This window comes from Bradyrhizobium sp. FW305-F6 (genome assembly GCF_058782905.1).
In genome coordinates, this window is the sequence record NZ_JBYSYD010000005.1 from 240,617 (window position 1) to 257,127 (window position 16,511).

Sequence of the window (16,511 nt, forward strand, 5' to 3'; positions counted from 1 at the left end):
CGCCATGAACTTCTACGCAATTTACCCCCCATCGTCGGTCACGGCGCTTGATGAGCCCTTGCACGCCGTATGACGATCCCGTCAGATGATCATATCTTAGTATGACAATTCGAGTCGATCGTCATACGCGCATGAGCAAGTTGCGCGCCAGTTGCAGCGTCGGCATGGCCCTTTGGGAAAGCCCTTGGGATTCAATTGCCTCAGGAACGCCCCGCGCCGGCGTGCGTCGCTGATGGGAGGGCGAAGGATCCAAGCTCTGGCAACCGGTTATCCATTGGAGGTAATCAAGTGGCCAGATCGTGAGAGTCCGTCTTGAACATCCGGAGGAGCAACGCATGGCGACCATCTTCATCACCGGCAGCACGGACGGCCTCGGCCGCGCGGCAGCGCAATCGCTGCTCGATCAAGGCCACGGCGTGGTGCTGCATGCGCGTTCGGCCGATCGTGCCGCATCGCTCGGCGGGCTCACCTCGCGTGCCCAGGGATTGGTGGTTGGCGACCTCAGCAGTGCCGCGGAGACGAGAAGCATCGCGGACCAGGTCAATGCGATCGGGCGCATGGACGCGGTCATCCACAATGCCGGCGTCTACACGCGGCCGAGCCGCGGCGCGACGCCGGAAGGCCATGCCGAGACGCTCGCCATCAACACGCTTGCGCCGTACATGCTGACGGCCCTGATCGCGCGGCCCGGCCGGCTGGTGTATCTCAGCAGCGGATTGCACCGCGGAGGAGAAGGCTCGCTCGACGATCTCGATTGGACGAAGCGGGCCTGGAATGCTTCCAAGGCCTATGCCGAGAGCAAGCTGCATGTCGTCGCGCTCGCCTTTGCGCTGGCACGACGCTGGCCAAACGTTCTCTGCAACGCCGTCGATCCCGGCTGGGTACGCACGAGGATGGGCGGCGCGGGCGCGCCGGTCGATATCGACACCGGGCAACGGACGCAAACCTGGCTGGCGGTGAGCGATGATCCCGCCGCCATGGTCAGCGGGCGCTACTGGCATCATCTCCGGCAGGAGCAGCCGGCGAGCGAGGCAACCGATCCGACATTTCAGGACGCGCTCATTGCCAGATTGAGCAAGCTGACGGGCGTCGCGCTACCGGAGGTGTAGCGCACAGGGCGCAATGACGGAGCAGGCTTCACGCCGCCCGCTCCGGCCGCCACGCCGCGTAGAGACCGACCAGGGTCCCGATCGCGGCCAGCGCGGCCGCGAGCAGCACCTGCAACTCGCCGTTGTCGGTGGGGCCGACCGCCGACACGATCCGGGTCACGATGACAAACAGAACGCCCACGGCAGCCGTTGCACCCACGCAGAGATAAGCGAGCTCGCGCCACAGCTTGCCGCCGAGAAGTCCGAGTGCGGTGAAATACATCGCACATGCGTTGGGATGAACGAACAAGGCAATCCGCGCGTAGCGACCATAGGCGTGGAGGAGCGACTCGCAGCGGCGCAGTGCCGCTTTCGAGGCGACCCGCTGCAAGAGCGGCCTGAAAAAGCGCGCCTGTCCGTAACTCACGACGGCGCCCAGGATGATGGCGAGCCACGCCACGACAAACACCGAGACGTCGGCGGACTGCGGATTGAGCGCCACGGACATCAGGATGAGCGCCGTGCCGGGAAAATAGCCGAAATAGGGGAAGACCGATTCCATGAGCACGCAGACGAACATGAAGGCGGGAAACCACCACGAGCCGCTCGCGCCCTGGACGATTGCGTTCAGGTCGAACAGGTTCGTCCTGTACAGGACGAGGTACATGCACATGGCCAGTCCGGCCAGCGCGTAGAATGGCAATGCGCCGGACAGAAACCGTCTCATTCAACCGAGCTTTGTTTCGCGGACAAGGCGCAGACCATCGATATCGAGGAAACCCGTGGCGCATGCTTTAGGCGAACGGCATCGCTCCTGTCGATAGCCATCATCGCGATCGGCCTGACCACGCCTACACAATCGACAGGATCTCGATCTCCTGCGCGCCCGAACCGATGACGTCTCCGACCGCCTTTCCCATCAGCGAACGCGCCACCGGCGAGACGTACGAGATCGTCCCTGCCTTGGGATCGGCTTCGTCCTCGCCGACGATGCGGTAGGTCTGCACCCGGCCGTCAGCGCGGCTGAAGGTCACGGTGCTGCCGAAGGCGACGGTGTCGGTCGCGACAGGGTCGGGCATCACCTGCGCCGTGCGCAAGCGTTCGGTGAGATAGCGCGAATCGCGCAGGGGCACGGCCGACTGCCGGCGCTTCTCGTTGACGTCCTCGATTGCCTGCGCGGCTTCATAGGCCTTGCGCGCCTCGGCGAGCTGCGCCTGCAACGCATGAAGGCCGGCTTCCGTCACGAGGTTGGGATGCGGCGAGATGGGGCGATCCGGCAACAGCGTCTCGGACGCGGTTTCGGCGCTCTCTTCCTTGGTGAAGGCGACGCTCAATTGAAGATCCTGTCGAGCTGTTTCGATGGCGGCGCCAGGCGCCGCGAAATATCGAACTATATCTCAAGTTCGACGAAACGACGGAGCTTGAAGACGAGATCCGGCAAGGCCTGGCGGAACCGGGTCGCGTTCTGGAAACTGGTCGAGAACGGCGCGAAGGTCAGCATGGCGTTCCAGTTCCGGTAGCCATAGACCGTGACCGAGACGCCGGAGGCCGGAAAACCGTCCATCTTGCGCAACTCGCCGAGCACGAGGTCGGCGATGGCCTCGGCGGGAAGCAATTTACGGCCATCCGGCGTTGTGGCGATCTTTGCCGGCGGCTCGACCGTCTTCGTTTCGGCCGGCGCGGTAACGGGTGGAGGCTCGGACTTGATCTCGGGCTCAGCCGGCGCAGCGTCGCCGGCGGGCGCCTCGACCGTCTCGGGCTCGTTCGCCGGGGCCGTCGGGGGCGCTTCAGTGAGCGGCGGCGGGGTGTCTGCGCGCTTGTTGCCGCCCAGGATGCTGGTGATCATGGCCACCAGACCAGCATCCTTCCCGTCCTCGCTCATTCCTTCCCCCGGACTTTGGCCTTTGGAGCGAAGCGACATTCGCCTCGCTCAATAACGCTTCGGATCGCCACAATGTATGTGGCTTGATCCCATGGCCAGGGCCATCCTTCAATGGGCAACGGCGCCGCAGCCGGTGCGACCGCCGCCCCACCATGCAGCCCTTATTGCTTATCGAACGGGATGTATTGCTGGTACTGCTTGGGGACCGAGCTGCGGTAGCGCGAAGGCACGGTTCCGGTGTCGACCGAATGATCGATCTCCTGCTGCCGGGTCATCTTCTTCTTGGCCGGCTTCTTCGCGGCGCCCTTCTTGGCGTCGGTCGTGGAACTGTCGGTGGTGGCGCTTGGCGCGGTCGCTGTCGCAGCCGGCGCAGTGGTTGTCGCGGCAGGCGCCGCGGTTCCGCCGGCGGCCGGCGCTCCCTGCGCCAGGGCAAGCGGCGTTTGCATCACGAACACGAGCGCTGCCGCCGCGGCCAGCAAATATGATTTCTGCATCAGAACCTCCAAAAAATGCTTGATCCGAATGGGCCAACCTAGGCCTCCGGCATCGACGCGTGCAAGTCCGTCTACGATAGGTCCGATCCCACGCCGGAACTGTGGTGGGGATCACATTGCAAACCAGGGCCTGCGTCATGATGTGCCTCACCTCGAACGCACCGCGCCATGCCGACACCAACAGGCATGACCGTGCATCCGTCGCCCGGAACGCCTGGGCACGGCGGTTCGACCCCATCGAAGGAGATTGAAATGCGTCGCACCATCCTCACGCTTGCATCGTTCGCAACCCTGATCGCCGCGTCCTTGTCGGCGGCGCCGGCCCAGGCCGCGAACGACAGGTTCTGCCTGCAAGGCCGCAGCTGGGGCTATCCCGGCAACTGCCAGTTCGCCACCTATCAGCAATGTGCCGCCACGGCTTCCGGCACGTCGGCCTATTGCGGCATCAACCCGCGCTACGCCTATTCGCAGCCCTACTATTACTGACGGGAGCGCGGCTGAAGACAGTGCGGCGTGCGCGACAGCGCACGTCTAGCCTCGGCGGATCAACGCCGGGGCTCCGCATTTTATTCATGCGCCTTGCAGCTGCATCGTCCCCGAACTCTCGCGTGTGGTGCCAAGTTGCCACAACTGGCCGCAAATCCGCCGCGCGGGCGAAGATGCGGATTGCTCGTCTGCAGCAAGTCCCGACAATTCGACTCGAAGTACTCATTCCGATTCGCATTTCAGGACAGGCTGGTTGGGGACATCGTGCACAAGGCCGCATTCATCGCATTCAGCTGCTTCATGCTCGCCGCACCGGCAATCGCCGCCGACCTGCCGATCAAGGCCGTCAGGACTCCCGAGCCGCTCAATCTTTGGCAGGTCGAGGTCGGCGCACGGTACTGGTACAGCATCGGCCGCACCGCCTACGACTTGCACAGCACCGGATCGCGATACTCTCCGGTCATCTCGCGGCTCGACTATCACAACATGAGCACGCATTCGGGAGAGGTTTTCTTCCGGCTCGACAGCCCGATGAAGTTCTTCGTCAAGGGCTACGGAGGATTTGGCGGCATCACCGGCGGCACCATGAACGACGAGGATTTTCCGCCCTTCTTCAACGGGCCGTACACGAAGACGGAGAGCCAGACCCGCGGCTTCCTGGGCTACGCCAACCTCGATGTCGGCTATTCCTTCTACGAGTCACGTCCCGTCAATGCGGAGCCGCGCCTTCGCCTGGGCGGCTTCGTCGGCTATCATTACCGCGGCGAGCTGGCCGATGCATGGGGATGCCGGCAGACGGTGCCCGGCGGCCAGATCTGCGAAGGCGCCGGCGTCCTCGCCGGCAGCGTCAAGGTCATCACCGAGCGCGACATCCTACACGCGGTCCGCGCCGGCGCGGTGGCCGATCTCTGGTTTACGCCGGCGCTCAAGCTCACCGTCGATGCCGCCTACACGTATTCCGACGTGAGGGCTTTCGACACGCACTACTTCACCTTCGGCACCGAGCCGTCTCGCGGCTACGGCCATGGCTTCCAGCTCGAGACAGTGATGTCCTATGCCGTCACGCCCAACGCGAGCGTGGGTATTGGCGCCCGGTACTGGCACACAGGAATCAACGACTTCACCGAGCCTGCGAGCGGAGCACCGGGGCAGGCGCAGACCTATCAGGTCGACCGCTACGGCACCTTCATCCAGAGCAGCTTCAAGTTCTGAGCGAGGCAGCTCGACGGCCCCGCGCCATCTTCGGCGGAAGGGACCGCTCGCTGCTGCGAGCGACCCCGCGGCACTCACTCTCCCGACGGTGAAGGTTGGCGTCCCAGGTGGCGCGCCTTTATGAGTCGTGCTTTAGAAAACCTCGACGCCGGAATCCTTGATCACCTTGCCCCAACGGGCGTAATCGGCCTTGATGATGTCCGTGAATCCCTCGGGCGTCGACGTGGTGACGAGCAGTCCCTGAGTCTCCAGGCGGGCTCGAACATCGGCTTGAGCTCCGATGCGTACGACTTCCGCATTCAGGCGCTGGATGATCTCGGCCGGGGTACCTGCCGGCGCGACCAGGCCGAACCAGGAATCGACGACGAAGTCCGACACGCCGGCTTCGGCTGCGGTGGGGACGTCGGGCAGCTGTGACGAACGCTCGCGGCTGGTGACGAGCAGGCCCTTGACCTTGCCGTCACGGATCTGTGGCGCGAGCACGGTCAGCGTGTCGAACGACAGGTTAACGACGTTGCCCAGCAGTGCGTTGACCGCCGGGGCACTACCCTTGAACGGCACATGCAGAAGCTTCGTGCCGGTTTGGCGCTGGAAGAGTTCGCCGCTCAGATGGCAGAGGGTGCCAGGACCGCAGGACGAGTAGGTGAATTTGCCGGGATCCTTGCTCGCGGCGGCGACGAGATCCTTGGCGTTCGAGATCGGCGTGTCCGGGCTGACCGCCAGCACGTAGGGAACCGTAGCCAGGTTCGACACCGGAACGAAGCTCTTGAAGGGATCGTACCTGATCTCCTTGTTGATGTGCGGCAGGATGGTGAGCTGGCCGGCGGGAGCGAGGGACAGGGTGTAGCCATCGGGCTCCGCAGTGGCGGCGGCTTCGGCCGCAATCGCAGTGCCGGCGCCTGCCTTGTTCTCGATCACGACGGGCTGCTTGAGCGCCTCGCTCAGCTTGTCCGCGTAAATGCGTGCGACGGTATCGGCGGCGCCCCCGGGAGGAAACGGCACGATCAATTTGATGGTGCGGCTGGGCCAGGCGCTGGCGCTCGCAGCACTCGCATTCACGAGTACCGATGCGGTCAGGACGGATGCGGCCAGCAAGGCAAGAGATCGAACGAAGCGCACAGCAGGAATCCTCATTGAGTTCGACAAGCCCGCACGTCCGTTTGGCTGCACGTCGCCCAGGAACTTGCCGCGGTAGACCATTGAATAAATGCTATGCGGCCGCCCTCTCGGCAATGGAACCACTTTGCAAATGCGCGCCGGTCGAAAGAGGATTACTTCTGTCTGATGCGCGATGACGAGAAGATGCGCCTAAGGGCCTGCGCGGACCGAAGGATCACTGAGTTCGGGATTGGGAAGACAGCGACGCAGGCAAGGGTCTAAGAGGCCGCTAAGCCGCTCTCCCGCAGCCGGCTTGCGAACCAGCGCGACTGCGCCTCGTCGAGGGCCGCGCTGACATAGACTTCCGACATCGTGACCGAATGTCGGTCCAGCACCAGCAGCAAGCCAATCCAGAACGGAAACCAGACATGCACGTCGGTGAGCGCCCTCAGCTTGTGCTGGTCGTGCTCCAGCGGCGTGTGATTGCTGGCCTTGCGGATCTCGACCGCGAGCAGGTTGTTCGGGATCTCGCGCTGATGCACGACGACATCGGGATAGATGGATTTGCCGAGATGGTCGTCGGTCGAGATGATGGTGCCGTGCGGCAGGTGCAGCGTGCGTTCGCCGAGCCGGTCGTAATTGCAGTCGGTCGACCAGCCTGGAAAATGCTTCTCCAGGTGCACGGCGAAACGGTGCGTGACCGCCCGCTCGCCGACGTCCTTCTCGAACAGGAAAGTCTCTTGGGCGTAGAAGTCCCTGACAGCCGCGATCACCTTGTTCAGCTCGGTCTGCATGGTGCCTCCGAACTCGCGGCGCTCTGGCTGCTGGCGTCCTACATCTGGACTTCGATCAGGCGCGGGCCCGGCTCTGCAACGGCTTCGGCCAGCGCCTTGTTGAACTCGTCGGCGTTGGTGACGGCGCGGCCGGGCACGCCCATGCCTTTGGCGAGGGCCACGAAATCCAGCGTCGGGCGGTCGAGCCGGAGCATGTCGTTGGCACGCTGGCCGGGCTCGCCGGCGCCGACATTGTCGAACTCGCCGCGCAGGATCTGGTAGATGCGGTTGGCGAAAACGATGGTGACGATGTCGAGGTTCTCGCGCGCCTGCGTCCACAGCGACTGGATCGTGTACATCGCGCTGCCGTCACCGACCATGGTGATGACCTTGCGGTCCGGGCAGGCGATGGCAGCGCCAATCGACAGCGGCGTCGAGAAGCCGATCGAGCCGCCCATGTTTTGCAGCCAGTCGTGTGGCGCGGCGGCGGCCGTTGGCGGGAAGAAGGCGCGGCCGGTGGTGAGGGATTCGTCGACCAGGATCGCATTCTCGGGGATCGCATACGCAATCGCCTGCGCGATCGAGGCGTGGGTCAGCGCGCCGGTCGGCTTGAGCAGCTCGGCCAAGGCCTGCGGCTTGACGTCGTTGGCGCTGGCCTTGACCGCGCCGGCAAGCGCCTCGAGCGCCGCGACCGAGTTCTCGCCCCAGGAGGTCATGCGATGCACGTCGCAGCCTTCGGGCCGCAGCACGCTCGGCTTGTTCGGGTAGGCGAAGAACGCGACCGGATCGTCGGACTCGACCAGCACGATGTGGCGGAACTTGGCCAGCATCGGCAGCGCCTGGTCGATGACGTAATGGATGCGGTCGATCGAGAAGCGGCCGCGGCCACGCGCCATCTTCGGGCGGAAAGTCGGGCCCATCACGGTGCAGCCGGTCTTGCCGGCGATGCGCTCGGCCAGCGCCAGGCCCTGCTCGCTCAGCGCGCTGCCGGTCATCAGGAGCAGCGTGCCCTCGCCGTCGCCATGCAGGATCTTCGCGGCCTGCTCGACCGCCTGCGGCGAATAGCTGGCGCGCTGCTGCTCGGCCGGAACCTCGGCAATGGCGTCGGCCTCGTTCCAGGCGGTGTCGGCGGGCAGGATCAGGGTTGCGATCTGCGGCGGCGCGCTCTTCGCGGCGGCAATGGCGGCGGCGCCGTCCGCGGCGACCGATTTGGCGTCCGGCGAGGTGCGGACCCAGGACGACATCGGCCGGGCCAGCCCCTCGATGTCGGAGGTCAGCGGCGCGTTGTAGCCGATGTGGTAGACCGCGTGCTGGCCGACGATGTTGACGATGCCGGAATTGGCCTTCTTGGCATTGTGCAGATTGGCCAGGCCGTTGGCGAGGCCGGGGCCGAGATGCAGCAGGGTCGAAGCCGGCGTTCCCTTCATGCGGAAATAGCCGTCGGCGGCGCCCGTCACCACGCCTTCGAACAGGCCGAGCACGCAGCGCATGCCGGGGACGCGGTCGAGTGCCGCGACAAAATGCATCTCGGAGGTGCCCGGATTGTGAAGCAGACGTCCACCCCACCCTTGACCATCGTCCGCACCAGGCTTTCCGCGCCGTTCATTCTTTTTGCTCCGCAATCGGTCTTTTGAGGGTGATCCGTCCGATCAATCATTGTTCGCGCGTCCCGTCAAAGCAATAGCCGCCATCGCCGCCCTGCCCCGCGCGGGCATGTGCCGGTTTGGCTAATGGTCCGCGGCCAATCGTGGTTGCCGAATTGGTAACGCCAATCGGTTGAGATGACCCGCCTCACGGCGCCGTGGCTTGCGGAATCCCCCCAAATATGGCCTGTGACGTTCATTGAATCGATTTCTTGCTGGGGAGACCAATGATCCGGTTTTTTGCCGCGCCGATTGCCACCATCGCACTGCTGTCGGCCATGGCGGGCGGCGCCTTCGCCGAAGAGTTCGACAGCCGCGACGTCATGGGCGGCGGCCCGAACTTCTTCCGGTCCGGCGCCAATCCCGTTCCCCGCACCACCGTCATGTACAACGGCAACTACGCCCCCGGCACGATCGTGGTGAACACCGGCGAGCGCCGGCTGTATCTGGTGCTCCCGAACGGCCAGGCGCTGCGCTACGGCATCGGCGTCGGCCGCGACGGCTTCCGCTGGGGCGGGGTGCACAGGATCACCGCCAAGAAAGAATGGCCGGACTGGACCCCGCCATCGCAGATGCTGGCGCGCCGGCCCGACCTGCCGCGCCACATGAAGGGCGGCGTCGACAATCCGCTCGGCGCACGTGCGATGTATCTGGGCTCGACGTTGTACCGGATCCACGGCTCCAACGAGCCGGAGACGATCGGCCAGGCGGTGTCCTCGGGCTGCTTCCGCATGACGAATGACGACGTCACCGACCTCTACGGCCGCGTCGGCGTCGGCACCACGGTTGTTGTGCTGAACAACTGACCCGGCGAACTCTTGTAGGGTGGGCAAAGCGAAGCGTGCCCACGAATTGTCGGCTGTCGTCGAGAGATCGTGGGCACGGCGCTTTCGCGCCTTTACCCACCCTACGGCACCGCGCGTGAAGGCGCAGGACCCTCGCAGGCCGCGTGAATCTGCGGTCTTGTGCGCGAGAGGCGAATGCGGCAGCGTCGCGCGACGATGAGCGCATTGAATCAATCTTCGGCTGTTCTTCGCGTCGCACTGCTGGCGTACACGGCATTCGCCTGCGCGGCTGACACCGCTATCGCGGCCGGGGCGGGCGAACTGCCTGCGATCACCTCGCGTCAGCGCGCGGAGAAGAAGAGCTTTACCGACGGCGAGATCGTCGAAGGCTTCCTAAAGACCGCGTTCGGCGCCGAATATCACCTCGCCGGCCGGGTCGACCGCATCCGCAAGTTCGACGGGCCGGTGCGCGTCTACGCCGAGAGCGACCGAGCCGATCGCAAGGCGCAGCTTTCGAAGGTCGTGGCCGACATCGGCAGGCGCGTGCAGCATCTCGACATCGCCATGATCGAGACCAATGAAGCGGCGAATGTGCGGGTGAAGCTGGTGCGCGACCGCGACCTCTTCCGCACCCTCACAAGCTTCTACGGCGCCGAGAAGGCGCGCGAGATCCGCTCCTCGCTCGATCCGCAATGCCTGTCTGGCTTCCGCAAGAACGACAATTTCGAGATCGAGCATTCCGACGTCATCCTCACCGTCGACAACGGCGATTTCACCTTCCTCGACTGCGCCTATGAGGAGCTGCTGCAAGCGCTCGGGCCGATCAACGACACCGCGAGCGTGCCGTGGACGATGTTCAACGACAACGTCTCGATGGGCTATTTCGACGTCTACGACCAATACATTCTCAACCTGCTCTACGACCCCCGCATCAAGGCGGGCATGACCGTGGCGGAGGTCAAGGCGGTGCTGCCCGCCGTGCTCAAGGACGTCCGCGCCTGGGTGAAGCGGGTGAATGACCTGAAGCAGTGAGGCGGTCTTGCCCTCCCTCTCCAGGCCCCCGCCTGCGGCAGGGCTATCGCATACGGGTTTTTGAAAGACCTGAGCGCGCGCCTCGCCCTTCGAGACGACCGCTTCGCGGTCCCTCAGGGTGAGGCTCAGCAGCACCGACACCCGTTGAAACCAGCGAAACGCATGCGGTCCTCATCCTGAGGGCCCGCCAACGGCGGGCGTCTCGAAGGATGGCCACAGGTGAGATCACTCCCATGTGCGATTGCCCTGCCGCCTGCGGGGAGGCCACGCAAAACCCGCTACTCGTCCCCGTCCTTCTTCCGCAGCAGATCCGTCGCCAGATCCGACAGCTTCGGCGGTGGCAGCGCGGCGAACGGCAATGGCCTCGTGACGTCGATCGCGGCGAGGCCCAGCCGCGCCGTCAGCAATCCGTTGAGCACGCCTTCGCCGAGCCGCTGCGACAGCTTCGCCGCGATGCCGTGGCCGAGCATCTGCTGCACCAGGCTGTCGCTCGCGGCCATGCCGCCGGTGATGGCGAGATGGGCGATGACATGACGTAGCAGGCGGATCATGCCGAACGCGCCGGGCCGACCGCCATAGAGAAAAGCGAGCTGCCGGATCAGCCGCAGCGCGGCGACAAACACGAACAGCACATCGATCGCCGCGCGCGGGCTCACCGCCGTGACGATCGAGACCTTTTGCGCAGCTGACGACACCAGCCGCCGCGCCTCGGCATCCAGCGGGGACATCAGTTCGCGCTCGGCGAGCCGGATCATGTCGGCGCCGTCGATGATCTCATCGGTGTGGCTCTCCAGCGAGGCGCGGGCGCGCGCCAGCTGCGGGTTCTGGTGCGCGATCTTGAGCAGGTCCTGCACGATGACGCGGCTTTCCTTGCGGTCGTCGCTGGCGAGCACGGCTGCCGCGCGCGCATGCAGCTTCTCGATCGTGGCTAGACGCGCGAGCCCGAACGCCTCGCGTCCGATCACCACCGCGAGCGCCACCGCGGTGACGACAGCGAAGGCAAGTCCGACGAAGCCCAGAGTTTCGTTACGCGCGAACAAATCCTCGACGAGATGGACGACGCCGAGGCCGGTGCCCAGCAGCGTCAGGCCGGCGAGCCCGGACCAGAACAGCGTGCCCCAGGGAAAACCCCGCCGTGCCGGCCGGACAGCTTCGATCGGCACCGGCAGCAGCGCCGGATCCGGCTCCGGCGTGATCTGGATGGTGGCGCGGCCGAGCCGTGTCGTCTCGTCCGCCTCGGTGACGACGACGCCGGGATCGTCGAGCCGGAACGTTGCCGGCCGCCGTGGCTTCGATCGGTCGTTCATGCGAGCTTGTCTCCGATCAGGAATTGCAAGGCACGGTCGAGGCGGATGTGTGGCAGCGTCGGCTCGTCCGTTCCCTCACGATCGAGCTTGGGCGGACGGAAGCGCAGGAAGCGGAAATCGCTGTTCCCGGCGGCTTGCGTCGAGAGCCCGCGGAACGCGTCCGTGCCGTTGAACAGCGGCTCGGGATCGAGCGGCAGGTCACCCGGAAAGGTCGCCACTTCCGTGTTGCCGTCGAAGAACTCGCCGCCCGCGCTTTCGCCCGCAGCCGGCGTTCCCAGGATCGACGGCAGCTTGTCACGGCCATGCGCCACCTGCGCCTCGCGGGTGGCGCGTACGGCGGCGAGCGCGACGACGTCGATCACAGCGCCGGTATTCTCCGCGCGCGCAACGGCGCCAGAGACGGCGCGGCGCAGCACGGCCTCGAGCCTGTCGTGGCTGGAATGATGCAGATGGTCCGCCTTGGTCGCCGCAAACAGGATGCGGTCGATGCGCGGGCGGAACAGGTTGGACAGCAGCGTGCTGCGGCCGATGTTGAAGCAATCCAGGATGCCGGCCAGCGCGGCTTCGAGATCGTGCAGCGCCTCGGGGCCGGCGTTGAACGCCGACAGCGCATCGGCCAGCACGATCTGGCGATCGAGCCGCGCGAAATGATCGCGGAAGAACGGCCGCACCACGACGTCCTTGTAGGCCTCGAAGCGGCGCACCATCATCGCCCACAGCGATCCATCTGGCGCCTGCCGCCCAGGAGGCACGTCGAGCGGAGCGAAGGTCAGCGCCGGCGTATCGGCGAGATTGCCAGGCATCAGGAAGCGGCCGGGCGGCAACAGGCTCATCGCAAACCGTTCATCGCGGCAGGCGCGCAGATAATTCGTGAACAGCCTCGCGGCCGTCAGCGTCGCCTGCTCGTCCTCGCGCGCTTCGGGCTCGAGCGTTGCGAGATGCGCATGCCAGTCGGCGGCGAGATGCGCGCGCGGCGCCTCGCGCGACAGCGCGATGCTCTCCGCCGACCATTGCTCGTAGCTCTTGTTGAGGAGCGGCAGGTCGAGCAGCCATTCGCCGGGATAGTCGACGATGTCGAGCGTCAGCGTGCGGTCGGCGCCGTTCGGGCGCTGGTACTCGATGACGAGCCTGAGCTCGCTGATGTCCACCGTCGAGTTCGGCCAGCGCCGCTCCCCGGTCAGCACGCGCAGATGGGTCTCATAGGCAAAGCGCGGCACGGCGTCATCGGGCTGCGGCGCGAGGTGCGCTCGCGCGATCCGGCCCGAGGCATAGGCCTCGAACACCGGAAACCGGCCACCGCGCGTCAGCCCATGGACCAGGGCGGTGATGAACACGGTCTTACCGGCACGCGACAGGCCGGTGACACCAAGCCGCACCGTCGGATTGAAGAAATGCTCGCCATAGTCAATCAGCGCCCGCGCCGACAGCCGCGCTTCTTCGACCATGTCATGGAAACTGAATGCCATCTGAACGTTAACGGATCTCGGGCGGGCGGGATGTGCGGCCGTTCACAAAAGTGGCAATTGCGTGCCGAAAATCAAGCTTTCATACTTCCACCGCCATTGTCGGCAAATCAACCGTTTGAACGACGTGCCGACCCTGGAAGACCCATCGAAGAGGACCTCGTCTCAGCGTGTGCGGATTGAAATGACCGTCTTCCAACTGAAGCAGCTTGCCTCCACCTCCGTCCATGCCGCCGCCGACGTGATCGGCTGGAATTACGACCGCGCCGAAATGATCGCGGACGCCGTCATCCATGCGATCGGCGTGCTGGCCGGCATCGTCGCCGCGACCGTACTGGTGGTGCTGACGGCGATCTATGCCGAGGCCACCGACGTCGTCGGCGTCTCGATCTATGTCGCCGGCCTGCTGTCGATGCTGGTGTTGTCAGCGACCTATAATCTCTGGCCGGTGTCGCCGGCCAAATGGCTCTTGCGCCGCTTCGATCATTCCGCGATCTATCTCCTGATCGCGGCGACCTATACGCCGTTCATCCTCGAGCTGAAGGACAGCGTGTTCGCGCTGGTGCTGCTCGCCGGCGTCTGGTGCGTGGCCATCCTCGGCATCGTCCTGAAGCTGTTCTATCCCGGCCGGTTCGACCGCGTCTCGGTCGGCATCTATCTCGCGATGGGCTGGAGCGGCGTGATGCTCTATGGCCAGGTCGTCAAGGCCTTGCCCGCGCTGGTTCTGGGCTTCATCCTGGCGGGCGGTCTGCTCTACAGCTTCGGCGTGATCTTCCACGCGTGGCGGCGGCTGCGCTTTCAGAACGCGATCTGGCACGGCTTTGTCTTGGCCGGGGCGGCATGCCATTATACCGCGGTGCTCGACCTCGTGTTGAGCTCATAAGTTTTCCGCGAAGCGGTATAAGGCGAGAGGAGACGTCGCATGCAGGTGACCGGCAAGGTCGTGGTCGTCACGGGCGGCGCAAACGGCATCGGCAAGGCTATGTGCGAAGCCTTTCACAATGCGGGCGCAGCCAAGGTCGTTGTCGCGGACATGGACGCCGCCAATGCAAGGGCGGTCGCCGCCACGGTGGACGGCGCGGCCTTCAAATGCGACGTCGCCCAGGAAAAGGACATCGCCCACGTCATCGAGGAAACCGAGCGGCAGTTCGGGCCGATCGCGCTGTTCTGCTCCAATGCCGGAATCGGCGGCGGCTTCGATCCGATGTCGGAGAACGCCGGCGGCGCCTCGGACGAGCCCTGGCAGCGCAGCTGGGCGATCCACGTCATGGCCCATGTCTATGCGGCGCGGCATCTCGTGCCACGCATGAGAGCGCGCGGCGGCGGCTATTTCCTGAACACCATATCGGCCGCCGGCCTGTTGTCGCAGGTCGGCAGCCCCGCTTATTCCACCACCAAGCACGCCGCGGTCGGTTTTGCCGAAAGTCTCGCGATCTCGCACAAGGCCCACAACATCAAGGTCTCGATCCTCTGCCCGCAGGGCGTCGACACCAACATGCTGCGCTCGATCCCCAAGGGTCCGCAATCCGGCGACGGCGACCTGACGCCCGAGCAGGTGGCGAACGACGTGCTCGCCGGCCTCGAGCAGGAGACCTTCCTGATCCTGCCGCACCCGCAAGTGCTCGGCTACATGCGCAAGAAGACCGAGAACTATGATCGCTGGATCGGCGGCATGGCCAAGATCCAGGCGAAGATGCGGGAGGAGTTCGGGAAGTGACGGCTAGGTCATCCCGGGGCGGTTGAAGCGCATTTGCGCCAAACACTCGCTGTCGTCCCCGCCTAGTGCGCAATTGCGCACGGGGGGCGGGGACCCCATAGCCACAGGGAGACGTTTGGCGAAGATTGGCAGTTGTTCGGTACTGATACCGGTGTCTAGCCGATAGATCACGCGGAATGGGTCCCCGCCTTCGCGGGGACGACAGCGGTGGTCAAGCAGCTGACTCCACCTCGTCCCCCACCCGGCTCTGCCGCAGCGCCCGCGCATAAAGCATCATGCCCTCGCGCACCTTGCGCTGTTCGGCTCCCGTCAGTGTCGCCAGCGCGCCGCGCACCTGCTGCCGGCCGAAGGCATGCAGCGCTTCCAGCGTGCGGCGGCCCTTCGCCGTCAGTGACAACAGCTTGCTGCGCGCATCCGCCTCGTCCGGCGTCTCCCTGAGCTCGCCGCAATCGATCAGCTTGCGCACCATGCGGCTGACGCTGGATTTCTCCAGACGCAGGAAATCACCGAGCTCGCCCGACGTCATGGGACCGCGGATGCCGATCTCCAGGATGGTGTGCACCGCCGAGGGCGGATAGTCCGATGCCGCGACCGTCGCGTCCATGAAGCCGAGCTCGCGCACCATCAGGCGCGAGGCGGCGCGAATATCGTCGATCAGCGAAAGCTCGGCCATCTTGACTCCCGGCATATAGTTGTATCATACAACTATATGGGCGCAACGCCGCGCGCAAGTGTCTGGAGTGGGCGATGAGCGGGACTTTGCCGGCAGGTCAGCGGATGAGCGGCAAGGTCTGCCTCGTCACCGGCGGCGGCAGCGGCATCGGCCGCGCCACCGCGCTACGCATGGCGTCCGAGGGCGCCGAGGCGATCCTGGTCGCGGGCCGGCGCGAGGCCGAGATCGAGGCAACCGCCGTCTCGTGCCGCGAGCTCGGCGCGAACGCGATCGCGATTCAGACCGACATCACCAAGGAAGACGACGTCGCGCGCCTCGTCGGCACAGCCGTCACGCGTTGCGGCCGGCTCGACGTCGCCTTCAACAATGCCGGCTTCCAGGAGCGCCGCGCACCGCTGGAAGAACAGGGCACGGAGATCTACGACAGCGTGTTCGACACCAATGTCCGCGCGCTGTTCCTATGCCTGCGTCATCAGTTGCCGGCGATGCTGGCACAGGGGCGCGGCAGCATCGTGGTCAACGCCTCCGTCAGCGGCGTGCGCAATCCAAATCCCGGCTTTTCGCTCTACTCGGCCTCCAAGGCTGCCGCGATCTCGCTGACGCGCTCGGCGGCGATGGAGAACGCGCCGCGCGGCATCCGCATCAACGCCATCGCCCCCGGCCGCGTCGTCACCGACATGATGCTGCGCGCCGGCGTCGGCGACGTCGCAACCGTCAGCGCCGGCCTGCCGCTACGGCGGATGGGAAGTCCGGAGGAGGTGGCAGAGGCCGTGGTGTGGCTGGCGTCCGATGACTCGTCCTACGTCGTCGGCCACGTGCTGGCGGCGGATGGGGGATTCCTGGCGTCGTAGTTAATGG

The 16,511-nt window shown here is 65.4% G+C and carries 17 protein-coding genes and 1 pseudogene; 8 read left to right on the forward strand and 10 right to left on the reverse strand.

Annotation, left to right across the window (positions count from 1 at the left end):
* Positions 1–335: 335 nt before the first annotated feature.
* Positions 336–1,109 carry an SDR family NAD(P)-dependent oxidoreductase gene (locus AC3WLX_RS29215; protein ID WP_291626108.1) on the forward strand — a complete coding sequence of 258 codons (774 nt, stop codon included), beginning with the start codon at positions 336–338 and terminating at the stop codon, positions 1,107–1,109.
* Between the two features lie 28 nt (positions 1,110–1,137).
* Here the strand turns inward: AC3WLX_RS29215 and AC3WLX_RS29220 are convergent, their stop codons facing one another.
* From AC3WLX_RS29220 to AC3WLX_RS29235, 4 genes are all read right to left on the reverse strand, one after another.
* Positions 1,138–1,815, reverse strand: a complete 678-nt coding sequence (locus AC3WLX_RS29220; protein ID WP_492338591.1) for a hypothetical protein — start codon at positions 1,813–1,815, stop codon at positions 1,138–1,140.
* A gap of 124 nt (positions 1,816–1,939) precedes the next feature.
* Positions 1,940–2,422: a transcription elongation factor GreA gene (greA, locus tag AC3WLX_RS29225; protein WP_492338592.1), complete on the reverse strand. Its 483-nt coding sequence runs from the start codon at positions 2,420–2,422 to the stop codon at positions 1,940–1,942.
* Positions 2,423–2,478: 56 nt separating this feature from the next.
* Positions 2,479–2,970, reverse strand: a complete 492-nt coding sequence (locus tag AC3WLX_RS29230; protein WP_492338593.1) for a hypothetical protein — start codon at positions 2,968–2,970, stop codon at positions 2,479–2,481.
* Positions 2,971–3,131: 161 nt separating this feature from the next.
* Positions 3,132–3,464, reverse strand: a complete 333-nt coding sequence (locus tag AC3WLX_RS29235; RefSeq protein WP_492338594.1) for a hypothetical protein — start codon at positions 3,462–3,464, stop codon at positions 3,132–3,134.
* Between the two features lie 252 nt (positions 3,465–3,716).
* Between AC3WLX_RS29235 and AC3WLX_RS29240 the strand changes: the two genes are divergently transcribed.
* Both AC3WLX_RS29240 and AC3WLX_RS29245 read left to right on the forward strand, forming a co-directional pair.
* Complete coding sequence (locus AC3WLX_RS29240; protein ID WP_291626099.1) at positions 3,717–3,950, forward strand: DUF3551 domain-containing protein; 234 nt, start codon at positions 3,717–3,719, stop codon at positions 3,948–3,950.
* Positions 3,951–4,214: 264 nt separating this feature from the next.
* On the forward strand, positions 4,215–5,162 hold the full coding sequence (locus AC3WLX_RS29245) for a hypothetical protein (RefSeq protein ID WP_492338595.1): 948 nt from the start codon (positions 4,215–4,217) through the stop codon (positions 5,160–5,162).
* Between the two features lie 132 nt (positions 5,163–5,294).
* Here the strand turns inward: AC3WLX_RS29245 and AC3WLX_RS29250 are convergent, their stop codons facing one another.
* The 3 genes and pseudogenes from AC3WLX_RS29250 to AC3WLX_RS29260 form a co-directional block, all read right to left on the reverse strand.
* Complete coding sequence (locus AC3WLX_RS29250) at positions 5,295–6,257, reverse strand: Bug family tripartite tricarboxylate transporter substrate binding protein (protein ID WP_492338596.1); 963 nt, start codon at positions 6,255–6,257, stop codon at positions 5,295–5,297.
* Between the two features lie 281 nt (positions 6,258–6,538).
* Positions 6,539–7,054 carry a hypothetical protein gene (locus AC3WLX_RS29255; RefSeq protein WP_291626093.1) on the reverse strand — a complete coding sequence of 172 codons (516 nt, stop codon included), beginning with the start codon at positions 7,052–7,054 and terminating at the stop codon, positions 6,539–6,541.
* Between the two features lie 38 nt (positions 7,055–7,092).
* Positions 7,093–8,639, reverse strand: a pseudogene (locus tag AC3WLX_RS29260) (acetolactate synthase large subunit).
* A 264-nt stretch (positions 8,640–8,903) separates the two neighbouring features.
* Between AC3WLX_RS29260 and AC3WLX_RS29265 the strand changes: the two are divergent.
* Positions 8,904–9,482, forward strand: a complete 579-nt coding sequence (locus AC3WLX_RS29265; RefSeq protein ID WP_291630189.1) for a L,D-transpeptidase — start codon at positions 8,904–8,906, stop codon at positions 9,480–9,482.
* Between the two features lie 195 nt (positions 9,483–9,677).
* Positions 9,678–10,493 carry a DUF2927 domain-containing protein gene (locus tag AC3WLX_RS29270; protein ID WP_492338704.1) on the forward strand — a complete coding sequence of 272 codons (816 nt, stop codon included), beginning with the start codon at positions 9,678–9,680 and terminating at the stop codon, positions 10,491–10,493.
* Between the two features lie 278 nt (positions 10,494–10,771).
* Here AC3WLX_RS29270 and AC3WLX_RS29275 read toward each other — a convergent pair whose 3' ends face one another.
* Positions 10,772–11,800, reverse strand: a complete 1,029-nt coding sequence (locus tag AC3WLX_RS29275) for a YcjF family protein (protein ID WP_492338597.1) — start codon at positions 11,798–11,800, stop codon at positions 10,772–10,774.
* On the reverse strand, positions 11,797–13,266 hold the full coding sequence (locus AC3WLX_RS29280; RefSeq protein ID WP_492338598.1) for a YcjX family GTP-binding protein: 1,470 nt from the start codon (positions 13,264–13,266) through the stop codon (positions 11,797–11,799). Before AC3WLX_RS29280 ends, AC3WLX_RS29275 begins: the two co-directional genes overlap by 4 nt.
* Positions 13,267–13,447: 181 nt before the next feature.
* Here AC3WLX_RS29280 and trhA point away from each other — a divergent pair, with 181 nt between their 5' ends.
* Entirely contained in the window at positions 13,448–14,146 is a 699-nt protein-coding gene (trhA, locus tag AC3WLX_RS29285) for a PAQR family membrane homeostasis protein TrhA (RefSeq protein WP_291619218.1), read from the forward strand.
* A gap of 39 nt (positions 14,147–14,185) precedes the next feature.
* The gene (locus AC3WLX_RS29290) at positions 14,186–14,980 is read left to right on the forward strand and encodes an SDR family oxidoreductase (protein WP_492338599.1); all 795 of its coding nucleotides are present in this window, start codon (positions 14,186–14,188) and stop codon (positions 14,978–14,980) included.
* A gap of 211 nt (positions 14,981–15,191) precedes the next feature.
* On the opposite strand, the gene AC3WLX_RS29295 is transcribed toward AC3WLX_RS29290, so the two are convergent.
* Positions 15,192–15,653 (reverse strand): MarR family winged helix-turn-helix transcriptional regulator, encoded by a 462-nt coding sequence (locus AC3WLX_RS29295; RefSeq protein ID WP_492338600.1) that lies wholly within the window; start codon positions 15,651–15,653, stop codon positions 15,192–15,194.
* Positions 15,654–15,727: 74 nt separating this feature from the next.
* On the opposite strand from AC3WLX_RS29295, the gene AC3WLX_RS29300 reads away from it, so the two are divergent.
* Positions 15,728–16,504 (forward strand): SDR family NAD(P)-dependent oxidoreductase, encoded by a 777-nt coding sequence (locus AC3WLX_RS29300; protein WP_492338601.1) that lies wholly within the window; start codon positions 15,728–15,730, stop codon positions 16,502–16,504.
* Positions 16,505–16,511: the final 7 nt, after the last annotated feature.

Bases quoted from the DNA above. Each gene is read 5' to 3' on its own strand.
- AC3WLX_RS29230 (WP_492338593.1), bottom strand. From the start codon at position 2,970: ATGAGCGAGGACGGGAAGGATGCTGGTCTGGTGGCCATGATCACCAGC.
- AC3WLX_RS29255 (WP_291626093.1), bottom strand. From the start codon at position 7,054: ATGCAGACCGAGCTGAACAAGGTGATCGCGGCTGTCAGGGACTTCTAC.
- AC3WLX_RS29270 (WP_492338704.1), top strand. From the start codon at position 9,678: ATGAGCGCATTGAATCAATCTTCGGCTGTTCTTCGCGTCGCACTGCTG.
- AC3WLX_RS29235 (WP_492338594.1), bottom strand. From the start codon at position 3,464: ATGCAGAAATCATATTTGCTGGCCGCGGCGGCAGCGCTCGTGTTCGTG.
- AC3WLX_RS29300 (WP_492338601.1), top strand. From the start codon at position 15,728: ATGAGCGGGACTTTGCCGGCAGGTCAGCGGATGAGCGGCAAGGTCTGC.
- AC3WLX_RS29275 (WP_492338597.1), bottom strand. From the start codon at position 11,800: ATGAACGACCGATCGAAGCCACGGCGGCCGGCAACGTTCCGGCTCGAC.
- AC3WLX_RS29295 (WP_492338600.1), bottom strand. From the start codon at position 15,653: ATGGCCGAGCTTTCGCTGATCGACGATATTCGCGCCGCCTCGCGCCTG.
- AC3WLX_RS29215 (WP_291626108.1), top strand. From the start codon at position 336: ATGGCGACCATCTTCATCACCGGCAGCACGGACGGCCTCGGCCGCGCG.
- trhA (WP_291619218.1), top strand. From the start codon at position 13,448: ATGACCGTCTTCCAACTGAAGCAGCTTGCCTCCACCTCCGTCCATGCC.
- AC3WLX_RS29240 (WP_291626099.1), top strand. From the start codon at position 3,717: ATGCGTCGCACCATCCTCACGCTTGCATCGTTCGCAACCCTGATCGCC.
- AC3WLX_RS29265 (WP_291630189.1), top strand. From the start codon at position 8,904: ATGATCCGGTTTTTTGCCGCGCCGATTGCCACCATCGCACTGCTGTCG.
- AC3WLX_RS29220 (WP_492338591.1), bottom strand. From the start codon at position 1,815: ATGAGACGGTTTCTGTCCGGCGCATTGCCATTCTACGCGCTGGCCGGA.
- AC3WLX_RS29280 (WP_492338598.1), bottom strand. From the start codon at position 13,266: ATGGCATTCAGTTTCCATGACATGGTCGAAGAAGCGCGGCTGTCGGCG.
- AC3WLX_RS29290 (WP_492338599.1), top strand. From the start codon at position 14,186: ATGCAGGTGACCGGCAAGGTCGTGGTCGTCACGGGCGGCGCAAACGGC.